At 52.3% G+C, this 17014-nt stretch carries 19 protein-coding genes; 17 read left to right on the plus strand and 2 right to left on the minus strand.

Annotation, left to right across the window (positions count from 1 at the left end):
• Positions 1-87 precede the first annotated feature (87 nt).
• Positions 88-1506: a cardiolipin synthase gene (gene cls / locus FKN99_RS03545; protein ID WP_172116597.1), complete on the plus strand. Its 1419-nt coding sequence runs from the start codon at positions 88-90 to the stop codon at positions 1504-1506.
• 24 nt (positions 1507-1530) lie between these two features.
• Positions 1531-2448, plus strand: coding sequence for a LysR substrate-binding domain-containing protein (locus tag FKN99_RS03550; protein ID WP_087105473.1), 918 nt, complete (start codon positions 1531-1533; stop codon positions 2446-2448).
• Positions 2449-2452: 4 nt separating this feature from the next.
• Here the strand turns inward: FKN99_RS03550 and FKN99_RS03555 are convergent, their stop codons facing one another.
• On the minus strand, positions 2453-3550 hold the full coding sequence (locus FKN99_RS03555; protein WP_172116598.1) for a bifunctional nicotinamide-nucleotide adenylyltransferase/Nudix hydroxylase: 1098 nt from the start codon (positions 3548-3550) through the stop codon (positions 2453-2455).
• Between the two features lie 155 nt (positions 3551-3705).
• Between FKN99_RS03555 and FKN99_RS03560 the strand changes: the two genes are divergently transcribed.
• Together FKN99_RS03560 and yccX are read left to right on the plus strand one after the other, a co-directional pair.
• Positions 3706-4644 (plus strand): YihY/virulence factor BrkB family protein, encoded by a 939-nt coding sequence (locus tag FKN99_RS03560; protein ID WP_172116599.1) that lies wholly within the window; start codon positions 3706-3708, stop codon positions 4642-4644.
• On the plus strand, positions 4644-4919 hold the full coding sequence (gene yccX, locus FKN99_RS03565; protein ID WP_172116600.1) for an acylphosphatase: 276 nt from the start codon (positions 4644-4646) through the stop codon (positions 4917-4919). The genes FKN99_RS03560 and yccX overlap by 1 nt, the downstream gene beginning before the upstream one ends.
• Before the next feature lie 19 nt (positions 4920-4938).
• Here the strand turns inward: yccX and FKN99_RS03570 are convergent, their stop codons facing one another.
• The gene (locus FKN99_RS03570) at positions 4939-5880 is read right to left on the minus strand and encodes a D-2-hydroxyacid dehydrogenase (RefSeq protein ID WP_172116601.1); all 942 of its coding nucleotides are present in this window, start codon (positions 5878-5880) and stop codon (positions 4939-4941) included.
• Between the two features lie 184 nt (positions 5881-6064).
• Here FKN99_RS03570 and FKN99_RS03575 point away from each other — a divergent pair, with 184 nt between their 5' ends.
• From FKN99_RS03575 to FKN99_RS03635, 13 genes are all read left to right on the plus strand, one after another.
• Positions 6065-6343, plus strand: coding sequence for an FmdB family zinc ribbon protein (locus FKN99_RS03575; protein WP_172116602.1), 279 nt, complete (start codon positions 6065-6067; stop codon positions 6341-6343).
• Between the two features lie 66 nt (positions 6344-6409).
• Positions 6410-8191, plus strand: coding sequence for an aspartate--tRNA ligase (gene aspS / locus FKN99_RS03580; RefSeq protein ID WP_172116603.1), 1782 nt, complete (start codon positions 6410-6412; stop codon positions 8189-8191).
• A gap of 156 nt (positions 8192-8347) precedes the next feature.
• On the plus strand, positions 8348-8872 hold the full coding sequence (gene ruvC, locus FKN99_RS03585) for a crossover junction endodeoxyribonuclease RuvC (protein ID WP_406565413.1): 525 nt from the start codon (positions 8348-8350) through the stop codon (positions 8870-8872).
• A 68-nt stretch (positions 8873-8940) separates the two neighbouring features.
• Positions 8941-9546 carry a Holliday junction branch migration protein RuvA gene (ruvA, locus tag FKN99_RS03590; RefSeq protein WP_172116605.1) on the plus strand — a complete coding sequence of 202 codons (606 nt, stop codon included), beginning with the start codon at positions 8941-8943 and terminating at the stop codon, positions 9544-9546.
• A 64-nt stretch (positions 9547-9610) separates the two neighbouring features.
• On the plus strand, positions 9611-10648 hold the full coding sequence (gene ruvB / locus FKN99_RS03595; RefSeq protein ID WP_172116606.1) for a Holliday junction branch migration DNA helicase RuvB: 1038 nt from the start codon (positions 9611-9613) through the stop codon (positions 10646-10648).
• Positions 10645-11055, plus strand: a complete 411-nt coding sequence (gene ybgC, locus FKN99_RS03600) for a tol-pal system-associated acyl-CoA thioesterase (RefSeq protein ID WP_172116607.1) — start codon at positions 10645-10647, stop codon at positions 11053-11055. Before ruvB ends, ybgC begins: the two co-directional genes overlap by 4 nt.
• Before the next feature lie 103 nt (positions 11056-11158).
• Positions 11159-11854 carry a protein TolQ gene (tolQ, locus tag FKN99_RS03605; protein WP_172116608.1) on the plus strand — a complete coding sequence of 232 codons (696 nt, stop codon included), beginning with the start codon at positions 11159-11161 and terminating at the stop codon, positions 11852-11854.
• Between the two features lie 11 nt (positions 11855-11865).
• Positions 11866-12300 carry a protein TolR gene (gene tolR / locus FKN99_RS03610; protein ID WP_172116609.1) on the plus strand — a complete coding sequence of 145 codons (435 nt, stop codon included), beginning with the start codon at positions 11866-11868 and terminating at the stop codon, positions 12298-12300.
• Positions 12293-13414: a cell envelope integrity protein TolA gene (gene tolA, locus FKN99_RS03615; RefSeq protein ID WP_172116610.1), complete on the plus strand. Its 1122-nt coding sequence runs from the start codon at positions 12293-12295 to the stop codon at positions 13412-13414. The genes tolR and tolA overlap by 8 nt, the downstream gene beginning before the upstream one ends.
• Positions 13414-14706 carry a Tol-Pal system beta propeller repeat protein TolB gene (tolB, locus tag FKN99_RS03620; RefSeq protein ID WP_172116611.1) on the plus strand — a complete coding sequence of 431 codons (1293 nt, stop codon included), beginning with the start codon at positions 13414-13416 and terminating at the stop codon, positions 14704-14706. The genes tolA and tolB overlap by 1 nt, the downstream gene beginning before the upstream one ends.
• A 39-nt stretch (positions 14707-14745) precedes the next feature.
• Positions 14746-15291, plus strand: coding sequence for a peptidoglycan-associated lipoprotein Pal (gene pal / locus FKN99_RS03625; RefSeq protein WP_172116612.1), 546 nt, complete (start codon positions 14746-14748; stop codon positions 15289-15291).
• 47 nt (positions 15292-15338) lie between these two features.
• The gene (ybgF, locus tag FKN99_RS03630) at positions 15339-16133 is read left to right on the plus strand and encodes a tol-pal system protein YbgF (RefSeq protein ID WP_172116613.1); all 795 of its coding nucleotides are present in this window, start codon (positions 15339-15341) and stop codon (positions 16131-16133) included.
• 33 nt (positions 16134-16166) lie between these two features.
• Positions 16167-16928 carry a YciK family oxidoreductase gene (locus tag FKN99_RS03635; RefSeq protein ID WP_172116614.1) on the plus strand — a complete coding sequence of 254 codons (762 nt, stop codon included), beginning with the start codon at positions 16167-16169 and terminating at the stop codon, positions 16926-16928.
• Positions 16929-17014 lie beyond the last annotated feature (86 nt).

The raw sequence follows: 17014 nt of genomic DNA on the forward strand, positions 1-17014 counted from the left end.
AAGCCCCGTTCATACGGGGCTTCTGTGCATTGAGAACCATAGCGATACCCTGTTTGAAATATCCATACGTTTAATGGAGATGTAGGTATGGTCTCTTGGCTGCTAGGGACAAGCATTATGCTGATACACCTGTTAGGGGTGGTGTCGGCGATCATGGCGCTAATGTCTAGCCGGACATCACAAGGTGCCGTCGCATGGATTATCTCTCTTCTTACCTTTCCTTATATCGCTTTACCGGCCTATTGGTTCTTTGGTCGGCCGCGCTTTTATGGATACGTAATGGCCCGTGGGGAGCGCGATAGCGTGTTAAGGCGTGTGCTTGCTCGCTACCAGGAAAGCTCCTTACCTTATTTAGTCCCGTTTTCTAATTCTGATACACAAGCAGTAGAGCAGTTGGCCATGATGCCTCTCACTCGGGGCAATAGCGCTGAGTTGCTTATTGATGGTGACGCCACGTTCAATAGCTTGTTTAACGGTATTGATGAAGCAGAGCACTATTTACTGCTGCAGTTTTTTATTGTGCGAGATGACGCGCTGGGTCGCCGTCTTCAACAGCGCTTGCTGGGTGCCGTTCGCCGCGGTGTACGCGTGTATTTTCTTTACGATGAAATTGGTAGTCGCAAACTCAATGAGGGCTATCTTCGGGAACTGGCCGCAGAAGGCGTAGAAGTCAGCCCGTTTCGCTCCTCTAGAGGCTTTAAACATCGTTTTCAGCTCAATTTTCGTAATCACCGCAAGGTAGCTGTTGTCGATGGTAAGCGGGGTTGGTTAGGGGGCTTTAATGTGGGGGTTGAATATCTGGGCCAGGACCCTCGCCATGGGCCTTGGCGTGACACGCACCTGGTACTGGAAGGACCCAGCGTATTGGGGCTACAAGAAGCTTTTTGGGAAGATTGGCACTGGGCAACGGGGGAAGTCACCAGCTTGAATTGGCAGGCGGAAAGCCACCCTAATATTGATCAGAATGTTGTTATTGTCCCTTCAGGCCCCGCGGACAAACAGGACACTGCCAGCCTGTTGATTCAGCAATTGATTCATAGTGCAACGCATCGACTATGGGTCACCAGCCCCTATTTTGTACCCGACCAAGGCGTTCAAGATGCGCTACGCTTGGCTGCCATGCGGGGAATTGATGTACGAGTGATGATTCCCGAGCGGCCAGACCACCTGCTGGTATTTCTCTCGGCCTTTGCTTTTTTGGCCGATATGTTAAAAGCAGGCGTTAAAATATACCGTTATCAACCTGGGTTTCTGCACCAAAAAGTAATCCTGATTGATAATGATGCCGCCACCGTAGGTACGGTAAACTTGGATAACCGTTCATTTCGCTTAAATTTTGAAATTACAGCGTATATTCCTGACACCATATTTGCCGCCGAAGTGCACACCATGTTGGTGAAAGACTTTAATGATTGTCGGCGTATCACAATTGATGAAATTCAACAGCGTCCATTATGGAAAAAAGTAGTATCACGGGCGGCGTATTTAATGTCGCCTGTCCAATAGTAATAATCGGCAAAGGAGTGTTGGGTGAATCTTGAAACAAAATGGCTAGAAGATTTTGTCGCACTTGCGAATACACGCAGCTTTTCAGCGTCTGCCCGCCAGCGTCATGTTACTCAACCTGCTTTTAGCCGCCGCATTCGAGCACTGGAACAAGCCATTGGCGTAACCCTTGTTGACCGCTCAACAACCCCCGTAGGGCTTACGTCAGAAGGGCAGTTGTTTCTGGTGACGGCGCGAAACCTCGTTGAACAGCTTAACGAGTCATTAAGTCATTTGCGTGGCTTGTCGATTGCCAATGAAGCACTTGATATTGTGGCCGCTCACTCATTGGCATTAAGCTTTTTCCCCCCTTGGATTTCACGCCTTCAGAAAGGCCTTGGAGAGCTGCCAACGCGTTTGGTCGCCATGAATGTAGGCGAAGCGATCCACGTGCTGCGTGAAGGTAATTGCGATCTCATGCTGGCCTATTATGACCCCTTTGCCACTATGCAGTTGGATGCCGAGGTTTTCCCGTCCTTCTCGATAGGCAAGGTCAATATGCTGCCCGTCTCGCTACCCGACGAGACGGGGAAACCCTGTTTTTCGCTGCAGCAAGAGGCCTCAATTCCCTACCTGGCTTATACCCAGGGCGCTTTTTTAGGGCGTAGTGTGCGAATGTTGTTAAAGAATGACCCTTTGCGTATGAAATTACGTACGGTTTATGAAACCGCCATGGCAGAAGGATTAAAAGGCATGGTGCTTCAAGGTATTGGAGCGGCATGGATCCCTGATTTTTGTATTCGTGAAGAGCTCAAAAGTGGGCGCTTGGTCAGGGCCGGTGATGAAAGTTGGGACATACCGCTCGAAATTCGCCTTTATCGCTGCTCGTTGGTACACAAACCAGGCGTTGAGAAGCTTTGGCGTCAAATGATGAAGCTGCCACGTGATTTTTTACAAGCGTAATGGGTTAAGTTGACGTGCCGAAGTCAGCAGGCAGGCCAAGAAAGTTTTGAATAATAAAAAAATGATCTTCGAATAGGCTGTCTGGCTCTAAATCAGCCAGTGCCACCCACCGTGCATGATCACCGCCTTTAACGGGTTTTAAACGTGGCAGCTGTTGGTCTGGGCGTAGTGCAAAGTAGAAAGCTTCCGCTAGCGTGCGTCCTCGCCAGCTTCGGTGCGGCTCATCAAAAAGGCGCTGCCCACGTAATGATCCTTTTAGAACGGGTTCTGGTACTTTCAAGCGCAGCCGTTCCCTGAGCTCCCGCAAGCACGCATCCAGCAGTCGCTCATGAGGGTTAATGAATCCGCCAGGCAGCGCAAACAACCCTTTACCGGGTGCTGAATTACGGCGCACCAGAAGTACATGCCCGGATTGCACAACCACCGCATTCACGGTAACAAAAATAGGTGGGTAGGGAGCATGTGACCAGGCTTGATGGTACTGGTCCAGTAGTCGTTGCTCTTCCAGTAATTGTTGATAGGCGCTTTCGCGACAAAATTCGCTAACGCGACTGACCACGCCGGGCGGCAGGTCATGATAAGCCCCCGTGCTCAAATAATCGTCTGAAGCGCTTGGCGATCGAAACAGTCGTTCACGAATCTGGCTGGCTGAAATGCCTTCAATCAGCGGAACGCTGACGGATTCCCACTGCGGAAACAGAGACAAGTAGTAGCTTGACTGACCACGGCTTGCACCGATCAAACCAATGCGTGGTAAACGAATATTAGCCGGTGCGGCTAAGTCTCGTACCTTTCGCTGTACATCTCTTACCCAAACATCATCGTTGTAAAGAGCATCCAGCAGCGGCGTGATTTCTAACCGCTGGTTATCAGCATCATCAAACCCGGAACGAATCATTGCCTGGCGTTCATCAAAGCGCCATGGATTTCTCAGCGAGCGCGCCTGCCATGCAGAGCCTACCAGTACAATGACCTGACGTGCTTGATTAAGTGCTTCACGGATAACGGCCAAGTGGCCTAAGTGAGGAGGCTGAAAACGCCCAATAAATACCAAACAATCAAAGGTGTAAGCAGGCGTAGAGCATGTTGCATCAAGGGCCATGGTGGTTCCTTTAACATTTGGTCAAATAACAGCGTCATTATGAAGAGAGCGGTTCAGCGGTGCAATCTGACGAAGGCTACGTACTGCACCCGTATTGGGTATGCTGCTAAGCTATTGCACATAAAGGTATCCATCAATGACGCAAGGGACTGAATATGACTAAAGACACCCTCACTTTTTGGTGGAAGGTGGTTCAGGATGCAACGAAGCTATGGTTAGAGCGTCATGCGTTTAGCTTCGCGGGCTCATTAGCGTTTTATACGCTTTTTTCATTAGCCCCTACTGTCATTATTGCCGTTGCGGTTATCGGTATTGTCTTTGGTGAAAACGCTGCTCAGGGGCAAATCGTGGCCCAGTTGCAGGACTCACTGGGTACCGATGTGGCCTCCGCGATTGAAGAGGCCGTTATCCACTCTCGGTTCGAAGAGTCTGGTGTATTGCCTTCTGTGTTAGGCGTTTGTGCTTTGTTAGTCGGTGCGACAACCGTCTTTGCGCAAATGCAGCTTTCACTGAACACCATATGGGGAGTGATCGCCAAGCCGGCCAGTAACAGCTTGTTTGTATTTATAAAAACGCGCTTTTTATCGTTAATGGTTGTCTTTCTCATTGGTTTTATTCTATTAATTTCGTTGGTATTAAGTATTGCTTTGCGAAGCATCCTGCAAATGGCAGGTGACCTTGTCCCGCTCGCCGGCTATACCACGACACTATTGGACTCTCTTGTGTCACTTGGCGTCGTTACCTTGCTATTTGCGGCTATTTTCAAAGTGTTGCCCGATGTAGTGCTGCGTTGGCAGGATGTCTTAACCGGGGCTGTTGTCACGGCCGTACTGTTTACTATCGGCCGCACCGTGATTGCGATTTATCTCACCTATACCGCAACGGCATCGACATACGGCGCTGCCGGGTCGGTGGTGATGGTATTGCTCTGGGTGTATTACTCGTCACTGATACTTCTGTTCGGAGCGGCCTTTACACGCTCGCTTTTGCTACGTCGAGGCAGAAAGCTTATTCCGCGAAACAGTGCCGTTCAGGTTAGGCAGGAAGTTTTGGAAACAGAGGCGTTTACGCCCAGGATAGCAGGAGACGAATAGTGTCAACGTGTTGCATAAAAGCCTTGGTCACCGGAAAAGTGCAGGGCGTAGGGTATCGCCGCGCCGTTCAAAAGCAGGCGTTACCGGCAGGAGTAACCGGTCATGCCAAAAATCTGGCGGATGGGCGGGTGGAGGTTCTCATGTGTGGCGAACATCAGCGTGTGAACATGCTGCTGGAGTGGCTTTGGCAAGGCCCTGCTAATGCGCAGGTAACCCATGTCGAATATGAGGCATTAGCCCAATGCCGCGCTCCTGATGCTTTCACGACGCATTAGGCTAATATTTATTTTAGGCTTACTGGGCGTGCTTCCATTGCGTAATGTTTTCCGCCGTTAGAGCGATAATGTTTTGGCGCGCTTCTGGCGTTACCCATGCATTGTGGGGGGTGACAATCAGATTAAGCGGTTCATCCAGCGCTGCCAATAGTGGATGTCCCTCCCTCGGTGGCTCTACAGGAAGCACGTCTACGGCTAACCCGCCGATACGCCCTTGGCGTAATGCCTCAAGCGCCGCTACTTCATCAATAATGCCACCGCGAGCGCAATTTACGAGCAGAAGGGAGGGTTTGGCCTTGGCCAAACGCTCTTGGTTAATAAGGTGCTGCGTATCAGCATTAAGCGGGCAGTGTAGGCTGATAATATCGGCTTCAGGCAGCACGTCATCGAGAGAAGGGCGTGCGTCGTTAGCTTCGTGACCGGGGCGTGCCGTAAAAGTCACCTGAAGGCCAAAGGCCTCCGCCAAGCGCGCCACTTCCGTTCCCAGTTCGCCCTGGCCCACCATCACCAGCCGCTTGCCCGCTAACTGTAGCGTTACATGGTCCTGGAGGCAGAAAAAGTCGCTTTGCTGCCAAACACCTTTGGCGACTTCCTGTTGGTATAGAGGTAGGCGGTTTGCCAGGTTAAGTATCAGCATTAATGTGTGCTGAGACACGCTTGCCGTGCCGTATGCCGCAACATTCTTAACGCTGATATTAAGTGCTTTTGCTGCCTCAAGGTCGATATTGTTTAGACCAGTAGCCATGACACAAATCAAGCGAAGCGAAGGCAGCTGTTTTAACGTTTCCGCATCCAGTACCACCTTGTTTACTAATGCGATGTCAGCATTTGCCAAGCGCTCTTTAGCTTGTTGCGTTGTACTTTGATCGAAGACATCCAGTTGAGTAACCGCACCGCGAATAGCGCTTAAATCTATTTGAGGCCCAAGACTTTTCGCATCCAACATGACCGCATGAGGCATTTTATTCTCTCCAGTTGCTGCCAGGGCTTGTTAACCTTGCTCGGCAGGGGGCACAAAAGGGTATAATATTGACGCTTTATCAACCGCAGCCTTGGATTTTATATCGACAGGCTACATATTCGCAGCTGGCTGCGTTTATATTCGACAATATTCTGTCGTCGTTGAGCTTTCAGGAATTATCAACATGCCTATCTATGAATATGAGTGCAAGGCCTGCGGCCATCGCATGGAAAAATTACAGAAAATCAGCGCAGATCCGTTAAAAGAGTGTCCTGCGTGCAATCGTAATGACTTGGCGCGGCTTGTATCCGCGGCAGGGTTCCGCCTGGCGGGCGGTGGTTGGTATGAAACCGATTTTAAAACGGGAAGTAAAAAGAACCTGGTCGCTGATGCAAAAAGCACAACGGCTAACACCAGTGCTAAAAGCGGTACTACTTCCACGTCAAAAGACTCTGCAGTTTGACTGTAGCGGTCGGGGCCTGGTTGGCCCAAGACACCTTATTTGCCACGAAACAGAACAGGATTTGACATGCGCAGCCATTATTGCGGCCAGCTAAACGAGACATTGGTAGATCAAACGGTCACCGTTTGCGGATGGGTACACCGTCGTCGCGACCACGGCGGAGTAATTTTCCTTGATATGCGTGACCGTGATGGCATCGCGCAGTTTGTGGTAGACCCGGATACTGCTGATGCATTTGCCAATGCTGATCGTGCGCGCGGTGAGTATGTTCTGCGTATTACCGGCCGCGTTAGGCTGCGCCCAGAAGGTACCCAAAACCCCAATATGCCCACCGGCATGATTGAGGTGCTAGCCAAAGACGTTGAAGTGTTGAACACCGCGGCCACACCGCCGTTCCAGCTTGATGAGCATGGCAAGGTGGGTGAAGAAGTTCGCCTGAAGCACCGCTATATTGATCTGCGTCGCCCCGACATGATCGAAAAGCTGCGTCTGCGCTCGCGCATTTCGCATAACGTCCGTGCGTTCCTGGAAAACCAGGGCTTTCTGGATATCGAAACGCCGATCCTAACGCGCGCGACGCCCGAAGGCGCCCGAGACTACCTGGTGCCTAGCCGTACGCATGCGGGTAGCTTCTTTGCACTGCCTCAGTCTCCACAGCTCTTTAAACAGCTGCTGATGGTGGCGGGCTTTGATCGTTACTATCAAATTGCCAAGTGCTTCCGTGACGAAGACCTACGCGCCGACCGTCAGCCTGAGTTTACTCAGATTGATATCGAAGCGTCGTTTGTCGAAGAAAACGACATCATGGGCATCACGGAAGACATGATTCGTCAGCTCTTCCAGGAAGTACTGAGCGTTGAGCTGTCAGAATTTCCGCGCATGACCTGGCAAGAAGCTATGGACCGTTTTGGTTCAGACAAGCCGGATCTGCGTATTCCGCTTGAACTGACCGACGTTGACGACCTGATGAAACAGGTCGATTTCAAGGTTTTCTCTGGCCCCGCCAGTGCCGATGATGGCCGAGTAGCCGCGCTTAAAGTACCGGGCGGTGCCAAGCTCTCGCGTAAGGAAATCGACGAATATACCAAGTTCGTGGGTATCTACGGCGCGAAAGGGTTGGCCTGGATCAAGGTCAATGAGCGTGCCAAAGGACTTGAAGGGCTTCAGTCGCCTATCGTCAAGTTCATGGAAAACATCGTTGAAGAGCTGCTTGATCGTCTTGGCGCAGAAGATGGCGATATCATCTTCTTCGGTGCTGACAAAACGCGCATCGTTAACGAAGCCATTGGCGCGCTGCGCGTTAAGCTGGGTGCTGATCTTGATCTGTACACCCAAGCGTGGGCACCGCTGTGGGTGGTCGACTTCCCGATGTTCGAGGCGGATGACAATGGTCGCTTAAGCCCGTTGCACCACCCGTTCACCGCGCCGTCCTGCTCGCCGGAGGAGCTCAAGGCTGACCCGGCAAAAGCGCTTTCACGCGCCTATGATATGGTGCTCAACGGTACCGAGCTGGGTGGCGGCTCTATCCGTATCCATAATCAAGACATGCAAAGCACGGTGTTTGAGATTCTGGGTATTGGCGAGGAAGAAGCCCAAGAGAAATTTGGCTTCCTGCTGGATGCACTTCAGTACGGTGCACCGCCTCATGGTGGTTTGGCCTTTGGCCTGGACCGCTTGGTGATGTTAATGGTCGGTGCCAACACCATTCGTGAAGTTATTGCCTTCCCGAAAACGCAAAGCGCCGCTTGCTTAATGACGGATGCACCTGGTGAGGTTAGCCCAGACCAGTTGAAAGACCTTAATATCCGCTTGCGTCAAAAAGCCAAGCCTGAAGCAGCCAGCGAGTAAGCCTGGCGCTATTTGATGTAACGGCTATGAGTTGCACAATGGCTAAAAACACCGACGCCCCGGCGTCGGTGTTTTTGTATCAGTGCTTTTTGTGGTGTGGAATTTGTAACTTTGAGCGGATAAACGTTAATGGATAAAGCAGGCGCTGCGTTACCCGTGCGCATATTAGGCATCGACCCTGGGTCTCGAATTACTGGCTATGGTGTTATTGATCTTGTCGGTGTTAAACCCAGCTATGTTGCTAGCGGCTGCATTCGCACCTCAGAAGGGCCGCTGGAGCAGCGTTTGGCACAAATATACGCAGGACTAAGCGAAGTAGTGGGGTTGTACACACCCACAGATACTGCGATAGAGCGCGTTTTTATGGCTAAAAACGTCGATTCAGCGCTAAAGCTGGGGCAAGCGCGTGGCGCTGCGTTGGTATGTATGGCAAACCACGGGCTAAGCGTCGCCGAATATGCCGCGCGGCGTATTAAGGAAGCGGTAACCGGGCAGGGAGGCGCTGATAAAGAACAGGTTCAGCACATGGTGACCGCGCTTTTAACGCTGTCTGCCACACCTCAAGCGGATGCGGCAGACGCCTTGGCCATCGCATTAACCCACGCTTATACCAACAATGCAGTTTCCAGTACGCCTCGTGGGCGCGGGCGGCGCGCCTCTACAGGGCGCTGGCGACTCTAACGACCACTGGTCACTTGTACAGAGTAGCATTATAGTAACCGTCTGTTTTTACTATCGCGAGCGTATTTATGATTGGACGTCTAAGTGGCTATTTGCTGGAAAAACAACCGCCCTGGATCGTTATTGACGTTCATGGCGTGGGTTATGAGCTTGAGACTTCAATGAATACGCTTGTCTCGCTTCCTGCATTAGGCGAAAGCACATCTCTGTATACACATTTAACCATTCGTGATGATGCCCACCTGCTGTACGGGTTTGCGCGACAGCACGAACGCGCTCTTTTTCGGGCGCTGATTAAAGTCAACGGTGTAGGTCCCAAGCTAGCGTTGGCGATCTTGTCAGGAATGGATGAAGACGCCTTCATGCGCTGTGTTCGTGACGATGACAGTAAGGCGTTAACCAAGCTGCCCGGTGTTGGCAAGAAAACCGCCGAACGACTTATTATCGAAATGCGTGACCGTTTTCCTGAATGGGAGCAAGGTGCTGACGCGCCGCTTGCTCTGGAGGCCACCAATGGGCAACCGAGCCGTAATAGCCTGGCCGATGCCGAGTCCGGACTCGTTAGTCTGGGCTACAAGCTAGCCGAAGCCAGTAAAATGCTCTCAGACCTTGACCCACAACAATCGGCAGAGGCCTTGATCAAGGCAGCGTTAACACGGCGAATGAGCGGTTGATAGCGGTCGCCGTTTTGCCGTCACCCAGTGCAAGCAGATCGCCAGATATTCAAAAAGAGCATCTATGTTAGAACATGATCGGTTGATAGCGGCTGAACCAGAACAGGGAGAAGGGCGGATTGATTATGCCATTCGCCCCAAGCGGCTGGATGATTACATCGGCCAGCCACGGGTTCGCGAGCAGCTTGAGATATTTATTGGCGCAGCCCGATTACGCGAAGAGAGCCTTGACCATACCCTTGTATTTGGCCCACCAGGGCTAGGTAAAACCACCCTAGCCAACATCATTGCAACGGAAATGGGCGTAGGGCTTAAGTCAACGTCTGGTCCCGTATTGGAGCGTGCAGGCGACCTGGCTGCCATGCTGACCAACCTTGAGCCAGGCGATGTCTTGTTTATCGATGAGATCCATCGGTTATCGCCCGCCGTTGAAGAAGTCCTTTATCCCGCCATGGAAGACTTTCAGCTGGATATCATGATTGGTGAAGGACCCGCTGCACGATCCATCAAGCTGGACTTGCCGCGTTTTACGCTGGTGGGGGCGACGACCCGCGCAGGTCTTTTAACAGCACCGCTACGTGATCGGTTCGGGATCGTTCAGCGGCTTGAGTTTTATAATCTCGAAGAACTCACTGAAATTGTGACCCGTTCAGCTCGCCTGTTGGGTGTAAAAACCAACCATGAAGGCGCGGTTGAGGTTGCCCGGCGCTCCCGAGGGACGCCACGTATTGCCAATCGCTTGCTGCGCCGAGTGCGTGACTACGCAGAAATTAAAGGGGATGGCACCGTAGACGTGGCATTGGCGGATGCGGCGCTTAATATGCTCAATGTGGATCACTATGGTCTGGACCACATGGACCGGCGGCTGCTGCTCGCGATGATCGATAAGTTCGAAGGCGGCCCGGTAGGCGTCGACTCTCTCTCGGCCGCCATTGGAGAGGAGCGCACAACGATAGAAGATGTCATTGAGCCGTATCTTATTCAACAAGGGTTGATGATGCGCACGCCGCGCGGACGTACCGTTACGCGTCAGGCATGGCGGCACTTTAACCGCGTTCCCAACGAGCACTCGGTTGATATGGAAGGGGAGCGTCGCCCATGAGTACTTCGTTTTCAATGCCTCTACGTGTTTATATGGAAGATACTGACGCTGGCGGCATTGTCTACTACGTTAACTACTTGAAGTTTATGGAGCGAGCGCGCAGTGAGTGGCTGCGCGAGCAAGGACTCAACCAGCAAACGTTACTAGACGAAGGCACGCAGCTAGTGGTATATCGCTTAGCCTGTCACTATGCGAAACCGGCTCGCCTGGACGAAGCGCTTGAGATAACCGCACGGGTCATTGATATAGGGCGATGCCGAGTAACGTTTGAGCAGTTTGTAATGCGCGGTGAGGAACTCCTCTGCAGCGCGACAGTCGAGATAGCGTGCTTGAGCGCTGAACGGATGCGGCCCAAAGCCTGGCCCGCTTTTTTTCAGTCCCAGCTACAAACGTTAGCGATTTCTTAATATTCGATTTCTTAACAGTCGATTTCTTAACACTGCGGTTTCGTAATTTAGAGACCACTACTTGTCGGGCTTGACCGACAACCATTGATTGATGAGGGCACCTGTGAACGATAACACCATGTCCATCCCGCACCTGATTATGAATGCCAGCACGGTTGTACAGCTGGTAATGCTACTCCTGGTGGTGGGGTCAGTCCTCTCTTGGGTGGTGATTTTTCAGCGCAGTATTGCGCTGCGCCGTGCCAAGCGGGAATACGACCAATTCGAAGAGTCGTTTTGGTCAGGTGTCGACTTAAACGAACTTTACCGAGAAATACCAGCTGATGACCCGCGCCATGGCGCCGAACATATCTTTCAGTCTGGGTTTCGTGAATTCAACCGACTAATGCCAAAAACTCACAATGCCGACACCGTGCTTGAAGGTGTGCAGCGCAGCATGCGTGTAGCCTGGTCTCGCGAAGAAGATCGTCTGACCCAACACCTGGTGTTTTTGGCAACGGTTGCCTCTGCCAGCCCCTATATCGGCTTGTTTGGTACCGTCTGGGGCATCATGGGCTCTTTCCAGTCCCTTTCAATGACCCAGCAAGCGACACTGGCAACCGTAGCGCCTTGGATCGCCGAGGCACTCATTGCGACCGCTATGGGGCTTTTCGCGGCTATTCCCGCTGTTATCTTCTATAACCGCTTATCTAACAGTGCGTCTCGCTTACTCGGTAAATATGAAGACTTCGCCGAAGAGTTTCACGCTATCTTGCATCGTAATTTGCAAGGCCGTGATGGCAAGCCTAGCGCCAGTTAAGGGAGTTAGCCATGCAAGGTCCGTTCAATCGCAGCGGCAAAAGTAAGCCGATGGGGGAGATTAACGTTGTCCCCTTTATCGACGTTATGTTGGTACTGCTGGTCATTTTTATGATTACCGCTCCGATGCTAACGCAAGGCGTTCAGGTGGATTTGCCTCAGGTGTCATCCGAACCGATCGATACTCAGGACAGTGACCCGATCATTATTTCGGTGGATCGTGAAGGCAGATATTTTATTACGCTGGGTGAGGATTCAACCGCCGTTTCGCTTGAGCAAATATCAGAACGCGTTTCGGCCATATTGCAACGTCGCCCGGGCACGCCCGTCATGGTGCGTGGCGACCAAGGCGTACAGTATGGACAAATTGTTCTACTCATGAGTACGCTCCAGCGCTCGGGCGTTGAAAACGTAGGACTGCTTTCAGAGCCACCGCAAGATGAGTAAGGGCAAGCCGCAAGTAACCGTTGCTGCGCCGCATGACCCGCAAGACGTTGGCTACACATTGCCAATCATCCTCGCGGTCGCTGTGCATTTGGCTATTATTGTTTTTAGCCTTATTAATTGGCCCAGTTCAACCCCGGAACCTGACTCTTCATCCATTGTTCAGGCCACGTTTGTGAGTACCGAGACGTTCACAGATCAGGCCCAGCAGGTAACTGAACAGCAGGCGGCAATGAACAGCTCAACTGAACCTGTTCCTGAGCCGGAGGTAGCTGAGCCAGAGCCGGATAACCAAGAGGCCGAGCAGCAGGCTGCCGCTGAAGCTGAAGCTGAAGCGCAGGAACAAGCTTTGGAAGAAGCCCAAGCCGCAGCAGAAGCCGAAGCGCAACGCCGCGCTGAGGAAGCCGAACGACTAGCGCAAGAACAGGCGGCGCAAGCTCAAGCCCGTGAGGCAGAAGCCCAAGCTGCGGCGGAAGCAGAGGCTCAGGCAGCGGCGGAAGCAGAGGCGCAGGCAGCGGCGGAAGCAGAGGCGCAGGCAGCGGCGGAAGCAGAGGCGCAGGCAGCGGCCGAAGCAGAAGCCCAGGCAGCGGCCGAAGCAGAAGCCCAGGCAGCGGCTGAAGCAGAAGCCCAGGCAGCGGCTGAAGCAGAAGCTCAGGCGGAAGCAGAGCGTCAACGTGAAGCGGAAGCCCAGCGTGAGCGGGAAGCTGAAGAGCAGCGTGCTCGTGAAGAAGCTGAACGCCAAGCTGCTGCCGCAGCGGAAGCCGCCATGCAGCGCCAGTTAGAAGGTGAGGCGGAAGCAGCAGCCAATGCACAGCAAGCGCAGCAGGCCGCCAATAGCTTTATCAATATTGTGCGTCGAGCGGTTGAACAGGCATGGTTGATCCCACCTGGAGCAAGCGACTCGTTGAGTGCTACGCTACAAATACGTTTAGGCCCTTCGGGCGAGCTGCTTGCAACGTCAATTGCTACATCTAGTGGCGACAGTGCATTTGATCGGTCTGCCATGCAAGCCGTTGAACATGCTGCACCGTTTGGTGAATTAAGAGATTTACCTGCGGAACAGCAGCGGAACTTACGTCAATTTAATCTGCGATTTACCCCGGGGGATGTTCGCTGATGCAAAAACTAAGGAAAGTGTGGTTATTTTGCGTACTACTGCTAGTAAGTGGTTTCGCAGCTGCGAATGCAAACTTGACCATCGAAATTACACGGGGCAGCGACCAGGCATTACCCATTGGGGTGGTGCCTTTCGCAGGCAATCAGGGCATGTCGGAAGATGTTGCTCAAATCATTCAGGATGATCTTGAGCGTAGTGGTCTATTTTCACCGCTAGAGCGTAGTGCCATGTTTGACCAACCAAACCAAGCGGATGATGTTGAGTTTGGGACCTGGCGGTCATTGGACGTGCGTTATCTGGTCGTTGGGCGTGCCGAGCAAACGGACAACGGCTATCAGCTACAGTTTGACCTGATGGATGTCAGTGGCCAGCGCCGGATGATTGGCGAAACCGTCACAGCGAATGCCGATGATCTGCGTGGTGCGGCACACTACATCAGCGACCAGATATTTGAGGCGATTACTGATATACGCGGTGCTTTCTCAACCAGCATTGCTTACGTAACGGCCCAAGGGGTTGGCGATAATATGCAGTTCGGTCTCTATATAGCCGATGCTGATGGTCGCAATAGCCAGCAGGTATTAACGTCTGATCAACCGATTATGTCGCCCACTTGGTCGCCGGACGGACGCAAGCTTGCTTATGTTTCCTTTGAAACGGAGCGCCCAGCGATTTATATCCAGGATATCGCCACCGGTCAGCGTGTCATGGCAACATCCTTTGACGGTATCAATGGTGCACCTACGTGGTCCCCCGATGGTCGCCGTATCGCTATGTCGTTATCCAAGGATGGGCAGCCTGAAATCTATATCATGGATATCGCTAACCGCTCGGTAGAACGCGTTACCAACAGCAATAGCATTGACACTGAGCCCGCTTGGTCACCGGATGGTCGTAGCCTGCTGTTCACCTCTGATCGTAGCGGCGGCCCTCAGATTTACCAGCTTTCGTTAGGTAGCGGCGAGACAAACCGCGTGACATTTACCGGCAATTATAATGCCCGCGCGCGCTACTCTCCGGACGGCGATCAGATCTTTTTAATCCACCGTTCCAGCCGAGGATACCAGGTCGCACGCCAGGATTTGGATGGAGGGCGGCTGGTCGTAATAAGCGATTCGATAAGAGATGAATCTCCTAGTGTTGCGCCGAACGGGACCATGGTAATCTTCGCTAACCAAGAGGGTAACAATGGGGTGCTAAGTGCCGTTTCTGCCGACGGGCGATCGTCATTCCGGCTTCCTGCTGCTCAAGGCGAAGTACGTGACCCCGCATGGTCACCGTTTTTAAACTAATGATCTATCGTGTTATTTTTTCAGGCAAGGAGTCTGATTATGCAACTTAAGCCGTTGGCTCGCTCATTGGCCGTAGCGTTATCTATCGTAGCGATTGCTGGTTGCTCCAGCACCGGCGGAACCCAGGATGGGGATTCTTACGGAAGCCAGAATGGCAGCAGCACGGGCGCTGGCACTTCTGGTGCGGGTACCGGTGGTCAATATGGCTCTACTACCGGCTCAGGTACAGGCGCTGGTCAACAAGCTGACTCTCGCATTCCTGAGGTACGCACGATTTACTTCGATTATGACCGCGATGCTATCAAGAGCGAGTATGAATCTGCGGTAATGGCTCATGTACGCTACCTGCGCGCTAATCCGAGTGCCCAGGTTGTGTTACAGGGACATACCGATGAGCGTGGTACCCGGGAGTACAACATGGCACTGGGCGAGCGTCGCGCACGCGCTGTTCAGCGTTTCATGAATATCCAAGGCGTTTCTCCTTCACAAATGACTGTTGTAAGCTATGGCGAAGAGCGTCCGGCAGTAAATGGTCATAACGAAAATGCTTATGCCCAAAACCGTCGCGTTGTATTTAATTACTGATATTGACGGCGTGTAAACGGCACGCCGACTTTGTCTACGGAGTCGTCATGAATCACAGTCTCAAACGCTGTTTTGAGAGGCTGTGCGGTGCGGGAGCCTTAGTGCTCCCGCTGTCCGTATTGCCCCTTGCAGCTATTGCTCAGCAGCCGCTGGTCCAGGATCTTTCTTCCGGTAATTCCAGCGGATTTTATCAGCAGACTCAGCGTCAGGAAGCATCCGGTGGCAACCTTGTGCTGTTCAACCAGGTGGAAGCGCACACGCAGGAAATCCAACAGTTGCGTGGCCAAATTGAAGAGTTGCGCCATCAGCTTGAACAATTGCGTCGCCAATCGCAGCAGCAGTATCTGGATATCGAAGACCGCCTAATGAGCAGTGGATCCACGCCCATAGAGCAGTCTACGCCACAGGTTGAACCTGAGGCCGCTCAAGAAGTTATCAGTGCACCCTCAGCACGTAACGTGAGTGATGATGCCCAAGCGGACTATCAGGCTGCCTTTGCCCATGTTCAGGCACGCCAATTTGAAGAGGCAATTCAAGCGTTTGATGAATTCGTCACTGCTCATCCTGATACCAGCTTGACCTCTAATGGCTATTACTGGTTAGGTGAATTGTATGCCGCTGAAGGCCAGCTTGATAATGCCGATGCAGCCTTTAGCCGGGTTATTACCGACTTTGATAGCAGCAGTAAAGTGCCCGATGCCCTTTATAAACTTGGTTTGGTTAAAGCACGTCAAGGCGATGCAGAGCGCAGCCGTGAGCTGCTAGAGCAAGTGCGTGACGACTATCCGCAAAGTAGTGCGGCTGGGCTTGCCAATGATTTTCTCCGCCAGTCGGCTGGGTAATATCACGTTAAATGTTTGTTTGCAGGAAGTGTCATGAGTTGCAAAATCGACTATCAAGCATCGCCACAATTGCTTGAAAACCGTGTCGTATTGGTCACTGGAGCCGGCGATGGGATTGGTCGTGCGGCAGCGTTGCAGTATGCGCAACACGGTGCGACCGTTATCTTGCTAGGCCGTACTATCGAAAAGCTGGAGCGGGTCTACGACGAAATTGAGGCGTTAGGTGGGCCACAGCCCGCTATTTTTCCGCTTAATTTTGAAGGCGCAACGCTTAGTGACTTCGATGATATGGCAAAAACGCTCGATAAAGAGTTTGGTCGTTTGGATGGGCTTTTGCATAATGCTGGATTGCTAGGCCGGATTACTCCCTTCGAGCAGTACGATGCTGAGCTATGGGAGCAGGTCATGCAGGTGAATATCAATGGCCCAGTATGGATGACTCAAGCGTTATTACCGTTGCTTAAGCAATCAGACGACGCCTCAATTATTTTCACCTCATCCAGTGTGGGACGAAAAGGACGCGCGTATTGGGGGGCCTACTCGGTTTCCAAATTTGCCACCGAAGGGTTTGTTGAAGTGCTGGCCGACGAGCTTGAGCATCAAACCAATATCCGGGTGAATACCCTTAACCCGGGAGCTACCCGCACTCAAATGCGCCGAAGCGCCTACCCTGGTGAAGATCCTGCCACACTTCGAACGCCCAATGACATTATGCCGACCTATTTATGGCTAATGGGCCCCGATAGTACCGGTGTTAGCGGCCAAAAGTTTGATGCGCAACCGCCGCGTGTTTGATTCTTAATTCTACCGTTAGGGCTTGAATGCAGCGCCTTTAAAAAAGAGCCTTTAAAAAGAAGCCTTAAAGCAAGGCCCTAACGGTG

It is taken from the genome of Halomonas hibernica, from assembly GCF_013183775.1.
GTDB lineage: Bacteria > Pseudomonadota > Gammaproteobacteria > Pseudomonadales > Halomonadaceae > Vreelandella > Vreelandella citrativorans.

Bases quoted from the DNA above. Each gene is read 5' to 3' on its own strand.
- cls (WP_172116597.1), top strand. From the start codon at position 88: ATGGTCTCTTGGCTGCTAGGGACAAGCATTATGCTGATACACCTGTTA.
- FKN99_RS03555 (WP_172116598.1), bottom strand. From the start codon at position 3,550: ATGGCCCTTGATGCAACATGCTCTACGCCTGCTTACACCTTTGATTGT.
- FKN99_RS03560 (WP_172116599.1), top strand. From the start codon at position 3,706: ATGACTAAAGACACCCTCACTTTTTGGTGGAAGGTGGTTCAGGATGCA.
- FKN99_RS03570 (WP_172116601.1), bottom strand. From the start codon at position 5,880: ATGCCTCATGCGGTCATGTTGGATGCGAAAAGTCTTGGGCCTCAAATA.
- FKN99_RS03575 (WP_172116602.1), top strand. From the start codon at position 6,065: ATGCCTATCTATGAATATGAGTGCAAGGCCTGCGGCCATCGCATGGAA.
- aspS (WP_172116603.1), top strand. From the start codon at position 6,410: ATGCGCAGCCATTATTGCGGCCAGCTAAACGAGACATTGGTAGATCAA.
- ruvA (WP_172116605.1), top strand. From the start codon at position 8,941: ATGATTGGACGTCTAAGTGGCTATTTGCTGGAAAAACAACCGCCCTGG.
- ruvB (WP_172116606.1), top strand. From the start codon at position 9,611: ATGTTAGAACATGATCGGTTGATAGCGGCTGAACCAGAACAGGGAGAA.
- ybgC (WP_172116607.1), top strand. From the start codon at position 10,645: ATGAGTACTTCGTTTTCAATGCCTCTACGTGTTTATATGGAAGATACT.
- tolR (WP_172116609.1), top strand. From the start codon at position 11,866: ATGCAAGGTCCGTTCAATCGCAGCGGCAAAAGTAAGCCGATGGGGGAG.
- tolA (WP_172116610.1), top strand. From the start codon at position 12,293: ATGAGTAAGGGCAAGCCGCAAGTAACCGTTGCTGCGCCGCATGACCCG.
- tolB (WP_172116611.1), top strand. From the start codon at position 13,414: ATGCAAAAACTAAGGAAAGTGTGGTTATTTTGCGTACTACTGCTAGTA.
- pal (WP_172116612.1), top strand. From the start codon at position 14,746: ATGCAACTTAAGCCGTTGGCTCGCTCATTGGCCGTAGCGTTATCTATC.
- ybgF (WP_172116613.1), top strand. From the start codon at position 15,339: ATGAATCACAGTCTCAAACGCTGTTTTGAGAGGCTGTGCGGTGCGGGA.
- FKN99_RS03635 (WP_172116614.1), top strand. From the start codon at position 16,167: ATGAGTTGCAAAATCGACTATCAAGCATCGCCACAATTGCTTGAAAAC.